The sequence below is a fragment of the Aeromonas sp. ASNIH5 genome (genome assembly GCF_002902865.1).
GTDB classification, from domain to species: Bacteria; Pseudomonadota; Gammaproteobacteria; order Enterobacterales; family Aeromonadaceae; genus Aeromonas; species Aeromonas caviae.
On the sequence record NZ_CP026122.1, the window covers coordinates 1,295,922 to 1,313,206 of the forward strand.

Sequence of the window (17,285 nt, forward strand, 5' to 3'; positions counted from 1 at the left end):
CCGGTCTGATTCGTTCCCACTGCCCACCCACCGACAAGGATCTGTCATGTCCCCAGTCCCTGCCCTGCGCCATGCCTCTTTGGGTGCCTTTCTGGCACTGCTGTTCTGTTCTCCCGTCCGGGCAGACCTCGATATCGGGGCCCTCAGCGCCTTCTCCAGCGACAGCCCTGACAGCCCCATTCCCAAGGGGCTGGTGCTGGGCGGGGCTGTCATCGGCGGTCAGGCCCGTTACCAGCACCAGGACGACACCCTGATGCCCATCCCGGGGGCCCTCTATTTTGGTGACAACCTGATGTATCTGGGGGATCGGGCCCGCTACTACCTCAGCCGGGATGGCAGCCTCTCGACCTATGCCTTCGGCCGGATGCGCTTTGGCAACCTGGACCCGGACGACGATCCCTTCCTCCATGGCATGGAGAAGCGCAAGGGGCAGTTCGAGGCCGGTGTTGGGGCCGATCTCATCACTCCCTACGCCCTCTGGAGCGTGCGGGCCACCACGGATGTGACCGGTACCAGCAACGGTCAGGAGCTGATGCTGTGGGCCAACTTCCCCATCATCCGCGGCCCCCTGCTGCTGATGCCGGGAGCCGGCGTGATGCTGCGCAGCCACAACCTCGCCAACTACTACTTCGGCGGTGTCTCGCAAGACGAAGCGAGGGCGGACAGGCCGGCGTGGAACACGGGCACCACCCTCTCCCCCATGGTCTCCCTCATCGGCAGCTATCGCTTCAGCGCCAACTGGATTGGCGGCTTTGGCATCAACTACGAGCGCTACGACAACGACATTGCGGACAGCCCCATCGTCCAGCATCAGGGAGAACTCTATGCAGGCTTCGGGGTGGGCTACATCTGGTAGCCCCATCCGGACTGGGCAACAAAAAAGGAGCCCATGGCTCCTTTTTTACGGCTATCCGGCGCAGCGTCACTCTGCCACTTCGGCGAGAAATACCGCCAGCGCCCGGTTGATGAATGCGGGATTCTCCAGGGTCGAGATGTGACCGGCCCCCGGGATCTCCCTGAACGGGCACCCCAGCACCTCGGCCATCAGATACCCCTCCAGCACAGGGCGAGCCTTGTCCTCGCACCCCGTCATCACCAGTGCGGGCAGCCTCATCTCTTCGAGCCAGTCGATGCGATCCTCCCGGGTCACGAAGCTGCGCCCCACCGCCACCAGGCTCGCCACCTTGTCGGCGGGCCATTGGGCCAGCCGGGCCTTGAAACCGGCCATCAGGGCCGCGTCCGGTTGATGGGCGAAGAAGAGCGGAGCCACCTGATCGGCGATGGGCGCAGGCACGGCGCCGACCTGCTCGATCATCGCCAGCATGCCGAGATAGCGCTCGCAGGTGATCTGGGGTTCAAGGCCGACGAAGCTGTCCATCAGCACCAGGCCCTTGAGGCGAGCAGGCGCCATGCGCGCCAGCTCCACGCCCCACATGCCACCGATGGAGAGCCCCACCAGCACGCACTCGTCGATGCCGAGGGCATCGAGCAGCGCCAGGTGATCCCGGGCCAGGGTCGCCAGGGTGCAGGGCCCCTCGGGCAGCACATCGGAATCCCCGTGACCCCAAAGCTCGGGCACGATGCAGCGATAATGCTCCTTAAGGGCCTCGATTTGCGGTGCCCACATGGCACTGTCCCACAGGTAGCTGTGGCCAAAGAGCAGTGCCGGACCCTGCCCCTCGTCCAGATAGGCCATGCGGCGGCCCGCTATCTCCATAAACTGCTTCATGTTTTCTCCTGTTGCCAGCGGCGATGAAACTGGCTTTCCTATTTTTCTGTTGCCAGCGGCTGATGAGGCGGCAGTGTAACACGCCACCCTTGGCAGGGGTGTCCGCCTGGTGCAAGCTGGAGAGACTCACAACGAGGAGTCACCAAGGAGAGGATGATGGCCAAGGAAAAGAGCAAGAAACGCCCCCGTCTGGACAAGAAGACCTACGAACATCACCTCGCCCACCTGCAGGAGGAGCTGGTCAAGTTGCAGGAGTGGGTCAAGCAGGAGGGGCTCAAAGTGGTGGTGCTGTTCGAGGGGCGCGACGCCGCGGGCAAGGGGGGCGTCATCAAGGCGATCACCGAACCCCTCAACCCCCGGGTCTGCCGGGTCACCGCCCTGCCCGCCCCCTCGGATCGGGAGCGCACCCAGTGGTACTTCCAGCGCTACGTGGCGCACCTGCCCTCGGCGGGCGAGATGGTGCTGTTTGACCGTTCCTGGTACAACCGGGCCGGGGTCGAACGGGTGATGGGCTTTTGCAGCGACGACGAGTATCGCGAATTCCTGCGCGCCTGCCCCGAATTCGAGCGGATGTTGATCCGCTCCGGCATCACCCTCATCAAATACTGGTTCTCGGTCAGCGATGAAGAGCAGGAGAAACGCTTCAAGGAGCGCATCAACACTCCCATCAAGCGCTGGAAATTCAGCCCCATGGATCTGCAATCCCGCTCCCGCTGGGTCGAGTATTCCCGCGCCAAGGATGACATGTTCACCTACACGGATACCGAGGATTGCCCCTGGTTCGTGGTGGACGCCGACGACAAGCGCCGCGCCCGCCTCAACTGCATCTCCCACCTCCTTGGCAAGGTGCCCTACGAGGCGCTCCACTACGAACCTATCACCCTGCCCCCCATCAAGACCGAAGGCTATGAGCGCCCGCCGCTCACCAGCCAGCACTTCGTGCCGGACGTCACCGCCGCCCTCGAGTCAGACAAGCACGGGCAGTGACGGGCCCCGGCCAGCCGCACCCGCTGGCCGGAACCCGGGCTTCGGATGACGGGCAATAAAAAGGTTCTTCGCGGGATCTTGGGGAAGTGGAAGTTGACAGACAGGGTGCTGGTAAACTGGCTGTCTCCAAACACACCACCACCATCACCCTGCTGTCGCCGTGCATCATATTGATATTGCCTCCTTCTGGCCAGGTTATACCGTCATCGCCCAAGCGCTTTCTGCCAACCATCACACCCTGTTTACCCTTGAGCCTCGCGCCGACCTGTTGCCCCGTTGTCGCCGATGCCTGCAACCCACGCCATTGATCCACGACCAACGTATCCGCCGGGTGCGTGAGCGAGACCTATTTGACCGACAAGTCTGGTTACAACTGCCTGTTCGCCGCGTCGACTGTCTGCGCTGTGGTCGCGTCAGTGAACATATCGACTGGCTCCCCTCTGGCTCCCGCCTCACCCGGCGCATGCAGTGCTGGATTGAAGCGCTCGTTCAGTACCTCCCCATCCGCCATGTCAGCCAGCTCACCGGGGTCGGTTGGCACACCATCAAGGAGATCGACAAGCGCCGTTTGCAGACCAGTGTGGGCACCATCGAACTTGGGGAGGTGCGGCGGCTGGTGATGGATGAGTTTGCCCTGCACAAGGGACACCGCTATGCCACCGTGATCATGGATGCCGAGCGAACCCGCGTCCTGTGGGTGGGGCACGGCAACAGCCGGGCCGCTATCCGTCCCTTCTTCGAGCAGCTCGGCGAGCGATGCCAGCAGATTGAAGCGGTGGCGATGGACATGAACACGGCGTTCGACCTGGAGGTGAAGCAACACTGCCCGCAGGCGGAGGTGGTCTACGACCTGTTCCACGTGGTGGCTCGCTATGGCCGAGAGGTGGTGGACCGGGTGCGAGTGGAGCAGGCGAATGCACTGAAAAGCGATAAACCGGCGCGAAAAGTGGTCAAAAGTGCGCGTTGGTTGCTGCTACGTAATCGGGCGAAGTTGAGTGAAAAACAGGATGTGAAGTTGCAGGAGCTGTTGGCGGCGAATCAACCGCTGGCGATGGTGTACGTGCTGAAAGAGGGGTTGAAGGGCATCTGGTATGCGCCGAGCGTGTGGGAAGGATGGCGACGATGGCGGAGCTGGATGCGGCAGGTGAAGGAAAGCGGGCTAGCGCCGCTGCAACGATTTGGTCGAAATTTATCGAAATATATGCGGGGGATCCTGGCGAGTGCAAACTACCCGATGCACACGAGTGTGCTGGAAGGGGTGAACAACAAGATCAAAGTGATAAAGCGTATGGCATATGGATTTAGGGACTCAGAATACTTTTTTCTGAAAATCAAGGCGGCCTTCCCCGGAAAGCCGCGATGAACCAATAAAAAGCCGGTCTTGCGACCGGCAAAAGGCATTGAACGTATAGAAAGGAAAACCTGGCACTCTCGCCCTCTCAGGCGCGGATATATTTGGCCGTGCGCGGGAACGCCTGCTCTTTGGCATCGAACAGGTAGCAGGCTTCGGCCGGGATGCCGACGCTGTACTCCTGGCCGGTGGCCACGTCGATGTCGGAGCTCGCCTTGACGGTGAAGTCGTGACCATCCACGTCCATGTAGACGAAGGACTCGGCCCCCAGGTGTTCGGCTACCTGCACCACGCCGCTCACGCGGCTGTCGGCATGGGCATGACCCAGCGGCACCAGGTGCTCGGGGCGAATGCCCAGCTCCACCTTGTCACCCACCGCGCCGCGACGGGCATCCACCCGGGCACGCACGGTATCGCCGGAGGTGAGCTTGACCACGCACTCCTGCTCGCCGATCTCCACCAGCTCGCCCGCCAGGAAGTTCATCTTGGGGGAGCCGATGAAGCCCGCCACGAACTTGTTGTCCGGGTTGTGGTAGAGCTCGAGGGGGGTGCCGAACTGCTCCAGGTTGGTGGCCGCCTCGCCCTTGAGCGGGCTCAGCACCACGATGCGGTTGGCCAGCGTCATGGCCTCCACCTGGTCGTGGGTCACGTAGATGATGGTGGAGTTGAGCTCCTTGTGCAGCTTGGCGATCTCGATGCGCATCTTGACCCGCAGGGCGGCGTCGAGGTTCGACAGCGGTTCGTCAAACAGGAACACCTGCGGCTGCTGCACGATGGAGCGGCCGATGGCCACCCGCTGACGCTGACCGCCAGAAAGGGCCTTGGGCTTTCTGTCCAGCAGCGGCTCGAGACCCAGGATCTCGGCGGCGCGCATCACCCGCTTGTGGATGTTCTCCTTGTCCATCTTCTTGAGCTTGAGGCCAAAAGCCATGTTCTCGTAGATGTTCATGTGCGGGTAGAGGGCGTAGGACTGGAACACCATACCGACGTTGCGCTCCACCGGCGGCACGTCATTCATGTAGCGCCCGCCGATGGTCAGCTCGCCGCTGGTGATGTCTTCCAGACCCGCGATCATCCGAAGCAGGGTGGACTTGCCGCAGCCGGACGGGCCGACGAAGACGATGAACTCCCCTTCCTTGATATCGAGGTTGATGCTGCGCAGGGTGTCCTTGTGGACAGCCGGGTCGTAATTTTTGCGAACGTTGTTGAGTACTACTTCAGCCATGTCGAGCTCCGCTCTTGAATCTTTGCAAATCGTGATGACGGGGGGAGCCAGCTCCCCCGGCCATGAACCGTTAACCTTTCACGCCGCCTGCGGTCAGACCGCCCACCAGCCAGCGCTGGGCGAGCAGGAAGACGACCGTGATGGGGAAGCCTGACAGCACGGCGGCTGCGGCGAAGTCACCCCACAGGTAGTTCTGCGGATAGAGGTACTGCTGGGCTCCGACCGCCAGGGTCAGATTGTTCACATCCTGCAACAGGATGGAGGCCATGGGCACCTCGGTGATGGAGCCGATGAAGGCCAGGATGAACACCACCGCCAGAATGGGCACCGACAGGGGCAACAGGATCAGGCGGAACGCCTGCCACGGAGTAGCGCCATCGATGGCCGCCGCCTCCTCCAGGGAGGAGTCGATGGTCTCGAAGTAGCCCTTGATGGTCCAGACGTGCAGGGCGATGCCCCCCATGTAGGCCAGGATCAGGCCGCCGTGGGTGTTGAGACCCAGCCAGGGGATGTAGTCACCGATCTTGTTGAAGAGCGCGTAGATGGCCACCAGTGCCAGCACCGCCGGGAACATCTGGAAGATCAGCATGCCCTGCAGGATGGTGGACTTGCCACGGAACCGCAGACGGGCGAAGGCGTAGGCACAGGTGGTGGAGAGCACCACTATCATCAGGGCGGTGATGCCCGCCACCTTGATGGAGTTCCACAACCAGGTCAGCACCGGGAACGGCGGCGGCGTGATGCTGCCGTCGGCGTTGGTGATGGACATGCCGAGCGCCAGCTTCCAGTGATCCAGGGTCGGATTGGTGGGGATGATCTCCCCCACCGAGAAGTTGCCGTTACGGAACGAGATGGCGATGACCATGATCAGCGGGAAGATGATCAGTGCCAGGAAGCCCCACATCACCAGGTGGGTTGCCCACACCCGGTATTTGACTGATTTGGGTTGTACGATTGCCATGTTGAAGCCTCCTTACAGTTGCTTGTCGGCTTTGGACAATTTCAGGTTGAGCAAGGCCAGCGCACCCACGATGAGGAAGATGGCGGTGGCGATGGCACTGGCCAGACCGTAGTCCTGACCACCCGAGCCCTGGAACGCGATCCGGTAGGTGTAGCTCACCAGCAAGTCGGTGGTCCCGGCCGGCGTGGTGGCCCCGATGATGTCCGGCGCCCCGTTCGTCAACAACTGGATAAGTACGAAGTTGTTGAAGTTGAAGGCAAAGGATGCAATCAACAGCGGTGTCAGCGGCTTCATCAAGAGCGGTACGGTGATCTTGAAGAAGTTCTGTACCGGCCCCGCCCCGTCCATGGCAGACGCCTCGTAGAGATCTTCCGGAATGGCCTTGAGCAGGCCCATGCAGAGGATCATCATGTAGGGGTAACCGAGCCAGGTGTTGACGATGAGGATCATCACCTTGGCCAAGAAGGGATTGGTGTACCAGTCCGGCTTGATGCCGAAGGCCGCTTCCAGGAACAGGTTGATTTCACCGAAGTTCTGGTTGAACAAGCCCTTGAACACCAGGATGGAGATGAACGCCGGTATCGCATAGGGCAGGATCAGCATGACCCGGTAGAAACCACGCCCCCTGAGCTGCTCCCACTGCACCAGACACGCCAGCACCATGCCGATCGCCAGGGTGAACGCCACCGAACAGGCGGAGAAGATCACGGTCCAGACGAAGATCTGCATGAAGGGACTCTGGATACCCGGGTCCGTCATGATGCGCATGAAGTTTTTCCAACCCACGCTCACCACGAAACCGGGGGCAACGCCCTTGCCGACGAAGTGACCTTCCGCATCGATGTACTGGTAGAAGCCGGTGTCACCGTTGGGCAGCATCAGCTCGCCGCTCTGGTTGTCACGCAGCAGGTTGGCATCTTTTATCATGACGCCGGACTTGAGCACGGCGCCGTCGACCAGCTGGGTATAGAGCTGTTTCTGGGCGGCGAACTTGCGCAGGCTGCTCAGGGTCAGATGGATATTGCCTTCGGGCAGTACCACATCCAGGGCGCTCAGGTGGGTGCGGTGATCAACGATGGCACGAATGGGTGCCGCCTCGCCGACCATGGCCCCGTCCAGAGGCTGCAACTGAACAACCTGGGGCTCGTCACGGACCCGTCCTTCACGGACGGCCAGGGTACGCGCCTTGTTGTTCAGCAAGGTAAGGGGTTGACTGATAAAGGATTGGTCGTCCTGTTTCAGCAGCAGCTGAAACTGATTGTTCTCACCACCCAGGAGGGTGAAATCGAATTCACCGCCGGTCACCTTGTAGGTTTTTTTCAGATGGTAATCCCGTGCCTGCTCAAGGGAGAGCAAGTTGGATCCCGAATAGTTGGTGAAGGCGATGCCGATCGTGTAGGCAAGAGGGAAGATGATAAAAACAACCATGCCTGCCACACCGGGGAAAATATAACGGTGGGCATAGGTCTTCTTGTTCATGAAGACATAGAGACCGACGGAGACGACCACCAGATCGAGCAGGGCAAATACCCACTCGCCGCTGGCATACATCATCACGGCCGCATAACCATTAAGCACTGCGATCAGTGCCGCCATGGTCCATTTCAGCCAGACGTACTTGTCTTTCTTCGGACCGGCATAGGATTCGATAGAAGGTACTACTTCCATGCCAATTAACCTTTATTGCGCCAAGAGAGATTGAGAGAGTGGGAGGCCCGAAGGCCTCCCGGGTAGTGCATGCTTACTGGACGATACGCTTGGCAGCGGTATCCAGGGCTTCGTCAACACCCTGACGGCCAGAGGTGATGTTCTTGAGGGCGGTTTCGAAGGAGGACCAGAAACGGCTCATCTCGGGCACGGACGGCATCGGTTCGCCGTTCTGGGCGTTCAGCATGGTGGCCTTGATGTTGGGGTCGGCTTCCAGGGTCTTCTGGAAGGACTTCAGGGCCACGGCACCCAGCGGCTTGTCGGCGTTCATCGGCGCCAGACCGGCATCGGTCAGCAGGTAGTTCTCGAGGAACTCGATGGCCAGATCCTTGTTCGGGCTGGCGGCGTTGATGGTGGCACCCAGTACGCCAACGAAGGCCTTGGCGGGCTTGCCTTTCAGGGTCGGCAGCTGGGCTACGCCATACTTGATGCCGCTCTTGTCCAGGTTGCTCCAAGCCCAGGGACCGTTGATCATCATGGCCACTTCGCCCTTGTTGAACTTGGCGTCCATCACACCGTAGTCAATGCCCTTCTCCAGGTGACCGGATTTGATCATCTCGGAGATGTAGCCGACGCCGGCCTTGGCACCTGCGTTGTTCACGCCGGTGTCTTTGACGTCATAGCCGGTGGCGGTCTTCTTGAAGGCGTAACCACCGTTGGCAGCCACCAGGGGGTAGCTGAAGTAGGGGGTGTCATAGGCCCACATGATGGCGCGCTTGCCATTTTTCTTCAGGTCTTCGTCGATCTTGGCGATCTCTTCGAAGGTCTTCGGCGGGTTGGGCAACAGATCCTTGTTGTAAATCAGGCTGACGGCTTCTACCGCGACCGGGTAGCCATAGGTCTTGCCATCGACGGTCATGGCATCCCAGGCGAATTGCTCGAACTTGGCCTTGGTGGCGGTATTCGGGGTCACGGGAACCAGCAGACCGGACTTGACCCACTCACCGTAACGGTCGTGAGCCCAGAAGAAGATGTCCGGGCCGTTGCCGGTGGCGGCGGCTTGCTGGAATTTGACTTCAACCTGATCCGGGTGGGCGACGGTGACCTTGATGCCGGTTTCGGCTTCAAACTTCTTGCCGACTTCGGCCAGGCCGTTGTAGCCCTTGTCACCGTTGATCCAGATGGTCAGCTGACCTTCATCAATGGCAGCAGTGGCAGAGCAGGCCACGCCCAGGGTAGCCAGACCGATCAGGGATGACAGCAATTTCTTTTTCATGAGCCTTTCCTTGTATTAGTTCCGCGCTGTAAGAGCATTGTGTGCAGATGCATATTATCCCAAGCAGTCAATGCCTCACATGACACGCCTCGCATTTTTGAAATGCAATTACGTATTTTCTTCCAGAAAGTTATGAAAACATTTTCTTATTTCAGCGACTTAGGAAGGGATATCCCCATATTTTTGCCAAGATATGGAAATTAAATTACAGAAAGGAAATCAATTTACGTCATTGAAAGGGATTTCACCCCACTGAAAACCCTTTCATTCCCGATATTTTGTTCAATGTGTTAACAAAAGTACTGAGGTGGTTTCCATCTACATCACCCCCTTAAATAAAAAGGCACCGGAGCGGACTCCGGTGCCTTTTTGCAAGAAATGACGGCTGGATCACATTACGACTGGCGCAGCAATTGATCCTTGAGATTGGGCGGGACTCCCCTGATGGTCAGGGTGTCGGTCTGGGGATCGTAAAAGACCCGGCTGTTGAGCAACTTCTGCTCGAAGCTCAGAGTCAGGCCGCCACCGGAGCCCACAAACTTGGTCAAGCCCCGCAGGGTGGAACGGTCCGCCGGGAAGCGCTCCTCCAGCTCGTACTCCTGACCGATGAAGCTGTAAAAATCGAGGTCCCCATCACCGGGCAATTCCGCCGACAGCTCCTTGATCTCGATCTCCTCGCCGGCGCTGGCCTGCTCGGTGCAATATTTGAAGACCTGCTTCTTGTAGTCATTGCGCTCGGCCGGTTCGAGCTGGCGGCTGTCGCAGTAATCGTCCACCGCCTGCAGCAACCCCTTGTTCTGGATCTTGGCATCCATGCCCTCCCGGGCCCCCAGCAGATCCATGAAGAAATCCCCCAGCTTGCGACCGACCCGGCCCTTGCTGAAGGTGATATAACGACGCGAATCCCCTTGGGTTTTCCACTCGGTGAGATCGATGCGGGCCACCAGATTGAGTTTGCCGATATCCAGGTACTGGATGTGGCGCAGCTCCAGCGCCTCGCTCACGGTGACGCTCTCCTTGCCTTCCAGCAGGGCGATCATCAGGTAATCCACCCCCACATAGTTGTACTTGGCAATCAGCAACACCCCCTGCTCGTCCAGGGCATGCTCCACCAGCTGCTTGACCAGCATCTGGGTCAGGTTGACGGAAAAGGGGACGAACTCGGTCTGCTCCGCCAGCAACTGCTCCAGGGCGATGCGAAAGGCGGGGGAAGGCTGCTTGGGGGCGTCTTCCCCCTCCGCCAGCTCGGCGACGGCGACCTCGGGATCGGCGAAGAAGCCAAAGCCCTTTCCCCCCTTGCCGTTGTAGATGCGATGCAGCTCCGCCATCAGCCCTTGTACCGCCTCGTCGGCAGGCAGGGTCTGGCTGCGGGTATCGGCGTGGGGCTGGCCATCGTTGCCCGCCCGCAGGGAGTGAAGAATGATCTTGTCGATATCGAGACTCATGTCACAAAGCCATAGTGTTAGCCGAAAGGGTGAAGTATTATAAGGCGCTTTGAACCGAGGTGAACCCAAGATTATGCCCATCGTATCAAAGTACAATAACGAGCAGTTTGACGCCCTGATGAACGACCTGATCACCGCCCTGGAGAAACACAAGGCACCGGTGGATCTCAGTCTGATGGTCCTTGGCAACCTGACCACCAACATCATCAACGGCATGGCCCCGGCCCAGCGCCAGGCGATCACCGAGAAGTTCATCCAGGCACTCACCGCCTCGGTGGGCCATCGCCACGATGCGCACTGAGTTTCTTCGCATTCTTTGATGTTTTTCAAGCAGATGGATCATTATGGTCGAAACCGGCAACCCCTATCGCGATAATGTCTCTCGCCTGATCACCTGGGGGCATTGGTTCTCCTTCTTCAACATCATCCTGGCCATGCTGATCTCGACCCGTTACCTGGGCGCCATCAGCTGGCCGTCGACTACGCTCGGCGTGACCTATCTCGTCATCAGCTGGATAGGTCATTTCTCGTTCCTGAGCTTCGTCACCTATCTGCTGACCATCTTCCCCTTGAGCTTCATCCTGCCCAGGGAGAAGCCGCTGCGCTTCATTTCATCCATCATCGCCACCCTGGCGCTGGTGCAGCTGCTTATCGACACCCAGGTGTTCCAGCTGTTCAAGTTCCACTTGAATGGCCAGGTGTGGCAACTGCTGCTGGATCAGGCGCAGACCGAAGAGGGCTCTATCTGGAGCATCATCTTCGTGGCGGTGCCCGCCATCTTCCTGCTGCAACTGCTGCTGTCGGCCTATGTGTGGCGCAAGATCAACAAGCGCAAACGCCGCCAGTACGGCAATCAGGTGGGACTGGCCCTGCTGGTCTGCTTCATCCTGACCCATCTGGTCAACAGCTGGGCGGATGCGACCCTGTATCAACCCATCACCATGCAGCGCGCCAACTTCCCCCTCTCCTACCCCATGACCGCCAGGAGCTTCCTGGCCAAGCATGGCTGGCTCGACCTCGAGCAGTATGAGAAGAAGGCCGAAGATCAGGGAAGCGCTGAGCACCGTCTGCTCTATCCCTTGCGCCCCCTCAGCGTGAGCGCACCCAGCGATCACAAGAACCTGCTGGTGGTGGTGGTCGACTCCCTGCGAGCCGACATGCTCAACAACATCAACATGCCCAATCTGCAACGCTACGCGGACAACCACTTCAATTTCCGCCAGCACATGAGTGGTGGCAATGATGAAGCCATGGGGATGTTCAGCCTCTTCTACGGGCTGCCCGGCCACTATTACGGGGACATCCGGGCCGACAAGCGCCCCCCCGTGCTGTTCGACGAGATGCTGCGTCAGGACTACCAGTTCGGCCTGTTCGGTGCACTGGAAGATGCCAAGCAGTATCGCCAAAGTCTGCTTGCGGGTCTGCGCAAGCAGGTCTTCGTCTCCCGCCAGACCGATGACCGCAGGCTCATCGACGACTGGCAGCAGTGGCTTGGCACGCGCACCGCGGACAGACCCTGGTTCTCTCTGGTCTATCTCTCTAGCCCGGGGGATTATCAGGTGCCCGCCAGCATCAAGGGCCCCTTCCAGCCCGAGTTGACCCGCTTCAACCCGGCCACTGCCTATCGGCCCGAGAACCTGCAGAAGCTGGAGAACCGCTACAAGAACGCGGTCTTCTATACCGATCAACTGCTGGAGCAAATGCTGACCCAACTGCAATTGCAGGGGCTTGATGATCAGACCATCGTCGTGATCACCTCCAACCACGGTCAGGAGTTCAACGAGACCCAGAGCAACAGCTGGGGCTATGGCAGCAATTACTCGACCTATCAGGTGCAGGTCCCCCTGGTGCTGGCCTGGCCTGGTGCCGAACCTGCGCCCCAGGCGCAGGCGAGCAGCCACCTGGATCTGGTACCGACCCTGATGAAGAACATGCTGGGTGTACGCAACCCCTATCGTGACTACAGCACGGGGCGCAACCTGTTCGAAGCCAGTACACGCACCTGGCTGCTGGCGGGGGATCAGAATGACTTCGCCATCTATCAGGGCAACACCATCACCCAGTTCAACAAGCAGGGGGACTTCGAGCTGCTGGACCGCGACACCTATCGCCCCATCAAGCACGGCACCCCGGACATGGGCACCCTGATCCAGGTGATGAACGAGCTCAATCGCTTCTATCGCGCCCCCTGATCTGCGCCAGCCCACCTCCTTGAGCCCGCCCCTATGGCGGGCTTTTTCTTGCCCGCACCACACCCGTCCTCCTGTTTCCCATGGCGTCACTCGCAAACGTATGCCACCACCTTACTGATTTAACTCTCAAAAAATTCAATTCGATCAATGTCATAAAAACAAAATGATAATGATTGTCATTTATTGATCTGCTTGACTCCCTCTGCAATAATCCGCGCCCTTCAGGCTTAAATAATAATTATTCTCAAATATGAAAATTCGACTTCTTCATTACTGGCCCATGCTGCTGTCCGGTACGGCGCTGGCTGCCAGCGATCCCGCCGGGGTCGACACAACGGACATGCCCCCCGAACTCAAGGGGCGGGAAACCATCGTGGTCAAGGGACAGCGCATCGAGCAGAAGCTCTCCGACGTGTCGGGTTCCATCACCGTCATCACGGCGGAGGATCTGGATCGCCAGGTTGCCACCGAGCTCACCGATGTGTTCAAGAACGAACCCGGCGTCTCGGTGACCGGCTCTGCCGGCCGCCCCCAGAACATCATCATCCGCGGCATGGGCGGCAACCGGGTGCTCATCATCAAGGACGGGGTGCGGGTCAGCGACGGTTTTGGCGCCGACGACCTCAACGACAAGGTGGGCCGCTTCAGCTTCGATCTCGACGATGTCAAACAGATAGAGGTGGCCAAGGGCGCCGGTTCCTCCCTCCATGGCTCCGATGCCATCGGCGGCACCATCGTCATCAGCACCAAGCAGCCGGAAGATTACCTTCAGGGCCAGGATGCCTATCTCGGCAGCAAGGTGCTGCACGATGGCAGCAGTGACAAGCAGAAGCTGAGCGCCACCGGCGCCGCCCGGATACGGGATACCGAACACCTGCTGCGCCTCTCCGGCTGGCAGGGACATGAGACCGCCAACTACGACGAGAGCCGCATCCCGGCGGATCTGGATGGCCTCAGCGCCTCCACCAGCTCTCGCATCCAGCTGAACGAACATCATCTGCTGCGCCTCGAACTCGACTACTTCGAGGACAACGCCGAACGGGATCTGGGGCCGCGCGAAGTGCCCCAGCCCGATGGCAAGTGGCAGGTGCGCCAGTACCACGAGCAGGGCAGCCAACGCACGCAAGGGGGAAAGCTGGCCTGGGAGGCGAGAAACCTCGACACAATACTGGCCGACAGCCTCACCTGGAGTGCCTACGGCAATCACTCGAAAAACACCGCCAACAAGCGCAGCCTGCTGCAAAACGATCTGCTGAGCGGTTATCCGCGCTATCGCAGCGAACGGGAACTCGCCACCTTCACCGAAGACAGGATCGGTACCGAGCTGGATGTGCGCCGGGATCTCGCCACCGGGCACATCTCCCATCAGCTCAGTTACGGCATCGAGCTGGAGCGCACCACCCACGAGCGGCCGGTGGAGAAGCTGAGTCTGGAGGCCGGCATTCCCCAACCCGGCCAGTCCGCCCCCTTCAGCCGCGCCCGTACCGACAGGGCCGGAGTCTGGCTCGGCGACGTGGCCAGCCTGGGCCAGTGGCAGTTCACCCCCACCCTGCGCATGGATCACCAGTGGCTCACGCCGCTGGACGGCAGCCACGACAGCAACCACAGCTGGCACCTCTCCCCGAGCCTGGCCACCAGCTACCGCTTCAACGACCAGTGGCGCAGCTGGCTCAGCTACGCCAACGGGTTCCGGGCGCCTTCCTACGACAAGGTGTACGGCAACATCCCCCACTACTTCGCTCTGCCACCCTTCGAGATCATCGCCAACACCGGGCTCAAGGAAGAAACCAGCCACAGCATCGAGTGGGGGCTGAGTGGCGAGGGGGACAACTGGAGCATCAAGCCAGCGCTCTTCTACAACCGCTACTACAACTTCATCGACTGGCGCGAGGTGGGGCTGCGCCTGAGCGATGGCGTCATCCTGCGCCAATATCGCAACGTCGCCAAGGCCGAAACCTGGGGGGCCGAACTCGCCGCCAGCTACTGGCTGACCCAGGAGTGGGAGCTCGCCACCAAGCTCGGCTGGGTCGATGGCGAGGACAACAAAGGTGAAGCGCTGCGCACCCTGACGCCCCTCGAGGGCAACACCCGTCTGAGCTATCAGGCCAATGAGTGGAGTCTGGGCATTCAGGCGGACTATGCCGCTGCCATGAGCCGGGTGCCCACCTGCGGCAACAGCCTGACCGGCCGCCAGGGGGACTGCCTCGAAAGTGCCGGCTGGCTCAGTTTCACCCTGACGGCCGACTGGCTGGTCACCGACGCCCTCAAGGTCAACCTCAAGCTCGACAACCTGTTCGACACCCGCTACACCCGCTATCAGGATGTGGCCGGGCTGGAAACCGGGACCGATGCTTCCCTCTTCACCCAGAGCGGCCGCACCCTGAGTGCCAGCCTACGCTACACCTTCGTGGGGATCTGATGCACAGCCTATTGATCCTGGCCAGCCTGCTGGCCACGCCGGCCCCCGCCTCCCCCCTGCCTGAGGCAACCCTGGAGGCCGCGCCCCTCATCCCCGAGCGCCCGCAACTGATGAAGGGGGAGATAGCCCGTCTCGATCCCTATGGTGGCTGGCGTGACGACAGCCGCCAGGATCCCGCCCTCCTGACGCTGCTGCGCGAGCAGAACCGCTGGACCGAGCAGCAGCTCACCGGCCAGGCGCCACTGGTGCAGCGCCTGCAGACGGAGTGGCAGGGCCGGGAGCGGGGCGAACCCGTGCCGGACGACTGGCTGAGCCAGGCTGGCAGCCAGTGGCGCATGGAGGCGGACGGCAGCCTGTGGCAACGCAGCGACGCCAATGACGCTCCCCGAAAGCGGCTGGCTCCCCGCCAACCTGCCGAGGGGTATTACGAGCTCGCCGCCTGGGCCCTGCACCCGGACGGGCAACTGCTTGCCCTGGCCGAAGACCGCAGGGGAGATCGGGACTACCGCATCACCCTGCTGGATCTGGCGAGTGGCGAGACACTGGCCTCTTTGCCTCACCGCGCCGGCGATCTGCTCTGGAGTCTGGATGGCAAGACCCTCTACACCCTCGCCAACGAGCGCCAGACCCTGCGCCCCTGGCAACTGCTGGCCTGGCAGGATGGCAAGGAGACCCTGGTGTATGAGGAGCGCGATCCCGCCTGGCTGCTCGGCCTCTATCGCACCACGGATCGCCGCCACCTGGTGCTGCAAAGCAACAACCACGACAGCTCGGAGCAATACCTGCTGGACGCGGGTCGGGCCGACCTGCTCAAGGGGCGCGAGCGCGGCCTCGAATACTACCTGGATACCCAGGGGGACAGGGTGCTGCTCAAGAGCAACCGGGACGGCGCCCTCGGCCTCTATCAGGTGGCCGACTTGAGCCTGGTGGCGAAGGGAGAGTGGCAACGGCTCTGGTCCGGCGAGGGCCGGGAACTCGAGAAGTGGCGCCTCTTTGCCCGGCACACCGTGCTGCAATACCGCAAGGAAGGGGATGACTGGCTCGATGTGCTGGACGCCAAGGGTGCGTTGACCCACAGCCTGCCGCTCACCGATGGCGCAGGCACGGCCTGGATCCAGGGCAGCCAGGAACCGGCCAGCGACAAGGTGCTCATTCGCCGCCAGGGGATGGCCGAACCACCTCACCAGCGCTGGCTGGATCTCGCCTCCGGCACCTGGGAGGGAACACCCGAGAGCAGGGACACCTCCCCCTATCAGAGCGAGCGACGCTGGATCGCGGGCAAGGATGGGGTCAAGGTGCCTGTCTCCCTAGTCTGGCGCAAGGGCATTACCCACCCCAGGGCACTGCTGCTCTACGGCTATGGGGCCTACGGCACCCCCATGCGCCCCTACTACCAGCCCCGGGTGCTGAGCCTGCTGGATCGCGGCTTCGTCTACGCCATCGTCCATGTGCGCGGGGGCGGTCTGCTCGGCGAATCCTGGTACCGGGAGGGTCGTGGCCGGGACAAACAGCACAGCGTGGATGATTTTCTCGCCGTGGCCGATGCCCTGGCACGGGATCCCGCCATCGATCCCGCCCGGCTGTTTGCCATGGGCGGCAGCGCCGGCGGCCTGCTGGTGGCAGCGGCACTCAACCAGGCGCCCACCCGTTTCGCCGGGGCCGTGCTGCAAGTTCCCTTCGTCGACCTGCTGGGCACCATGCAGGATCCCGAGCTGCCCCTCACCCGGCAGGAGTACGCCGAGTGGGGCAATCCGGCCATCCCGGGTGACTATGCCGCGATGCGCAGCCTGAGCCCCTACGACAACCTGCACAAGGCCCCTTATCCCCCCGTCTATGTGACGGGCGGCCTGCACGACAGTCAGGTGCCCTACTGGGAACCCCTCAAGTGGATAGCCCGCCTGCGATCCCATAGCACGGGAACAGGCCCCTATCTGCTGCGCACCGAACTCGACGGCGGCCACCTGGGCGCCCCCCGAACGGCGGCGCTGCGTGCGGCGCAGGAGTTTGCCTTCCTGCTCACCCTAGCGGGCGTCAACCACTGACCCCTTGTCCT

The 17,285-nt window shown here is 61.2% G+C and carries 13 protein-coding genes; 7 read left to right on the top strand and 6 right to left on the bottom strand.

Going from position 1 to position 17,285, the window contains the following annotated elements:
* Window positions 1-46 precede the first annotated feature (46 nt).
* Window positions 47-856: a MipA/OmpV family protein gene (locus C2U30_RS05685; RefSeq protein WP_233721073.1), complete on the top strand. Its 810-nt coding sequence runs from the start codon at window positions 47-49 to the stop codon at window positions 854-856.
* Between the two features lie 66 nt (window positions 857-922).
* Here C2U30_RS05685 and C2U30_RS05690 read toward each other — a convergent pair whose 3' ends face one another.
* Window positions 923-1,729 carry an alpha/beta fold hydrolase gene (locus C2U30_RS05690; RefSeq protein ID WP_103243381.1) on the bottom strand — a complete coding sequence of 269 codons (807 nt, stop codon included), beginning with the start codon at window positions 1,727-1,729 and terminating at the stop codon, window positions 923-925.
* 156 nt (window positions 1,730-1,885) lie between these two features.
* Between C2U30_RS05690 and ppk2 the strand changes: the two genes are divergently transcribed.
* Both ppk2 and C2U30_RS05700 read left to right on the top strand, forming a co-directional pair.
* The gene (gene ppk2, locus C2U30_RS05695) at window positions 1,886-2,716 is read left to right on the top strand and encodes a polyphosphate kinase 2 (RefSeq protein ID WP_103243382.1); all 831 of its coding nucleotides are present in this window, start codon (window positions 1,886-1,888) and stop codon (window positions 2,714-2,716) included.
* A 160-nt stretch (window positions 2,717-2,876) separates the two neighbouring features.
* Window positions 2,877-4,079, top strand: coding sequence for an ISL3-like element ISAeme19 family transposase (locus C2U30_RS05700; protein WP_076611394.1), 1,203 nt, complete (start codon window positions 2,877-2,879; stop codon window positions 4,077-4,079).
* A gap of 76 nt (window positions 4,080-4,155) precedes the next feature.
* Here the strand turns inward: C2U30_RS05700 and C2U30_RS05705 are convergent, their stop codons facing one another.
* The 5 genes from C2U30_RS05705 to yejK all read right to left on the bottom strand — a co-directional run bounded on the left by C2U30_RS05705 (window position 4,156) and on the right by yejK (window position 10,621).
* The gene (locus tag C2U30_RS05705; RefSeq protein ID WP_010674252.1) at window positions 4,156-5,292 is read right to left on the bottom strand and encodes an ABC transporter ATP-binding protein; all 1,137 of its coding nucleotides are present in this window, start codon (window positions 5,290-5,292) and stop codon (window positions 4,156-4,158) included.
* 70 nt (window positions 5,293-5,362) lie between these two features.
* Window positions 5,363-6,253, bottom strand: a complete 891-nt coding sequence (gene malG, locus C2U30_RS05710) for a maltose ABC transporter permease MalG (protein ID WP_010674251.1) — start codon at window positions 6,251-6,253, stop codon at window positions 5,363-5,365.
* Window positions 6,254-6,265: 12 nt separating this feature from the next.
* Window positions 6,266-7,921 carry a maltose ABC transporter permease MalF gene (malF, locus tag C2U30_RS05715; RefSeq protein ID WP_045525394.1) on the bottom strand — a complete coding sequence of 552 codons (1,656 nt, stop codon included), beginning with the start codon at window positions 7,919-7,921 and terminating at the stop codon, window positions 6,266-6,268.
* Between the two features lie 73 nt (window positions 7,922-7,994).
* A complete protein-coding gene (gene malE / locus C2U30_RS05720; RefSeq protein WP_041212786.1) occupies window positions 7,995-9,176 on the bottom strand; it encodes a maltose/maltodextrin ABC transporter substrate-binding protein MalE in 1,182 nt (393 codons plus the stop codon).
* A 395-nt stretch (window positions 9,177-9,571) separates the two neighbouring features.
* Window positions 9,572-10,621 carry a nucleoid-associated protein YejK gene (gene yejK / locus C2U30_RS05725; protein WP_048207363.1) on the bottom strand — a complete coding sequence of 350 codons (1,050 nt, stop codon included), beginning with the start codon at window positions 10,619-10,621 and terminating at the stop codon, window positions 9,572-9,574.
* Window positions 10,622-10,694: 73 nt separating this feature from the next.
* Here yejK and C2U30_RS05730 point away from each other — a divergent pair, with 73 nt between their 5' ends.
* From C2U30_RS05730 to C2U30_RS05745, 4 genes are all read left to right on the top strand, one after another.
* On the top strand, window positions 10,695-10,922 hold the full coding sequence (locus C2U30_RS05730; protein WP_039038627.1) for a YejL family protein: 228 nt from the start codon (window positions 10,695-10,697) through the stop codon (window positions 10,920-10,922).
* 43 nt (window positions 10,923-10,965) lie between these two features.
* Window positions 10,966-12,813 carry a DUF3413 domain-containing protein gene (locus C2U30_RS05735; RefSeq protein WP_103243383.1) on the top strand — a complete coding sequence of 616 codons (1,848 nt, stop codon included), beginning with the start codon at window positions 10,966-10,968 and terminating at the stop codon, window positions 12,811-12,813.
* A gap of 280 nt (window positions 12,814-13,093) precedes the next feature.
* A complete protein-coding gene (locus tag C2U30_RS05740) occupies window positions 13,094-15,232 on the top strand; it encodes a TonB-dependent hemoglobin/transferrin/lactoferrin family receptor (protein WP_436792466.1) in 2,139 nt (712 codons plus the stop codon).
* On the top strand, window positions 15,232-17,274 hold the full coding sequence (locus tag C2U30_RS05745) for a prolyl oligopeptidase family serine peptidase (protein ID WP_103243385.1): 2,043 nt from the start codon (window positions 15,232-15,234) through the stop codon (window positions 17,272-17,274). Before C2U30_RS05740 ends, C2U30_RS05745 begins: the two co-directional genes overlap by 1 nt.
* Window positions 17,275-17,285: the final 11 nt, after the last annotated feature.

Excerpts from the sequence above, each read along its gene's own strand:
- C2U30_RS05685 (WP_233721073.1), top strand. The coding sequence starts at position 47 with ATGTCCCCAGTCCCTGCCCTGCGCCATGCCTCTTTGGGTGCCTTTCTG.
- C2U30_RS05690 (WP_103243381.1), bottom strand. The coding sequence starts at position 1,729 with ATGAAGCAGTTTATGGAGATAGCGGGCCGCCGCATGGCCTATCTGGAC.
- ppk2 (WP_103243382.1), top strand. The coding sequence starts at position 1,886 with ATGGCCAAGGAAAAGAGCAAGAAACGCCCCCGTCTGGACAAGAAGACC.
- C2U30_RS05705 (WP_010674252.1), bottom strand. The coding sequence starts at position 5,292 with ATGGCTGAAGTAGTACTCAACAACGTTCGCAAAAATTACGACCCGGCT.
- malG (WP_010674251.1), bottom strand. The coding sequence starts at position 6,253 with ATGGCAATCGTACAACCCAAATCAGTCAAATACCGGGTGTGGGCAACC.
- malF (WP_045525394.1), bottom strand. The coding sequence starts at position 7,921 with ATGGAAGTAGTACCTTCTATCGAATCCTATGCCGGTCCGAAGAAAGAC.
- malE (WP_041212786.1), bottom strand. The coding sequence starts at position 9,176 with ATGAAAAAGAAATTGCTGTCATCCCTGATCGGTCTGGCTACCCTGGGC.
- yejK (WP_048207363.1), bottom strand. The coding sequence starts at position 10,621 with ATGAGTCTCGATATCGACAAGATCATTCTTCACTCCCTGCGGGCGGGC.
- C2U30_RS05730 (WP_039038627.1), top strand. The coding sequence starts at position 10,695 with ATGCCCATCGTATCAAAGTACAATAACGAGCAGTTTGACGCCCTGATG.
- C2U30_RS05735 (WP_103243383.1), top strand. The coding sequence starts at position 10,966 with ATGGTCGAAACCGGCAACCCCTATCGCGATAATGTCTCTCGCCTGATC.
- C2U30_RS05740 (WP_436792466.1), top strand. The coding sequence starts at position 13,094 with ATGCTGCTGTCCGGTACGGCGCTGGCTGCCAGCGATCCCGCCGGGGTC.
- C2U30_RS05745 (WP_103243385.1), top strand. The coding sequence starts at position 15,232 with ATGCACAGCCTATTGATCCTGGCCAGCCTGCTGGCCACGCCGGCCCCC.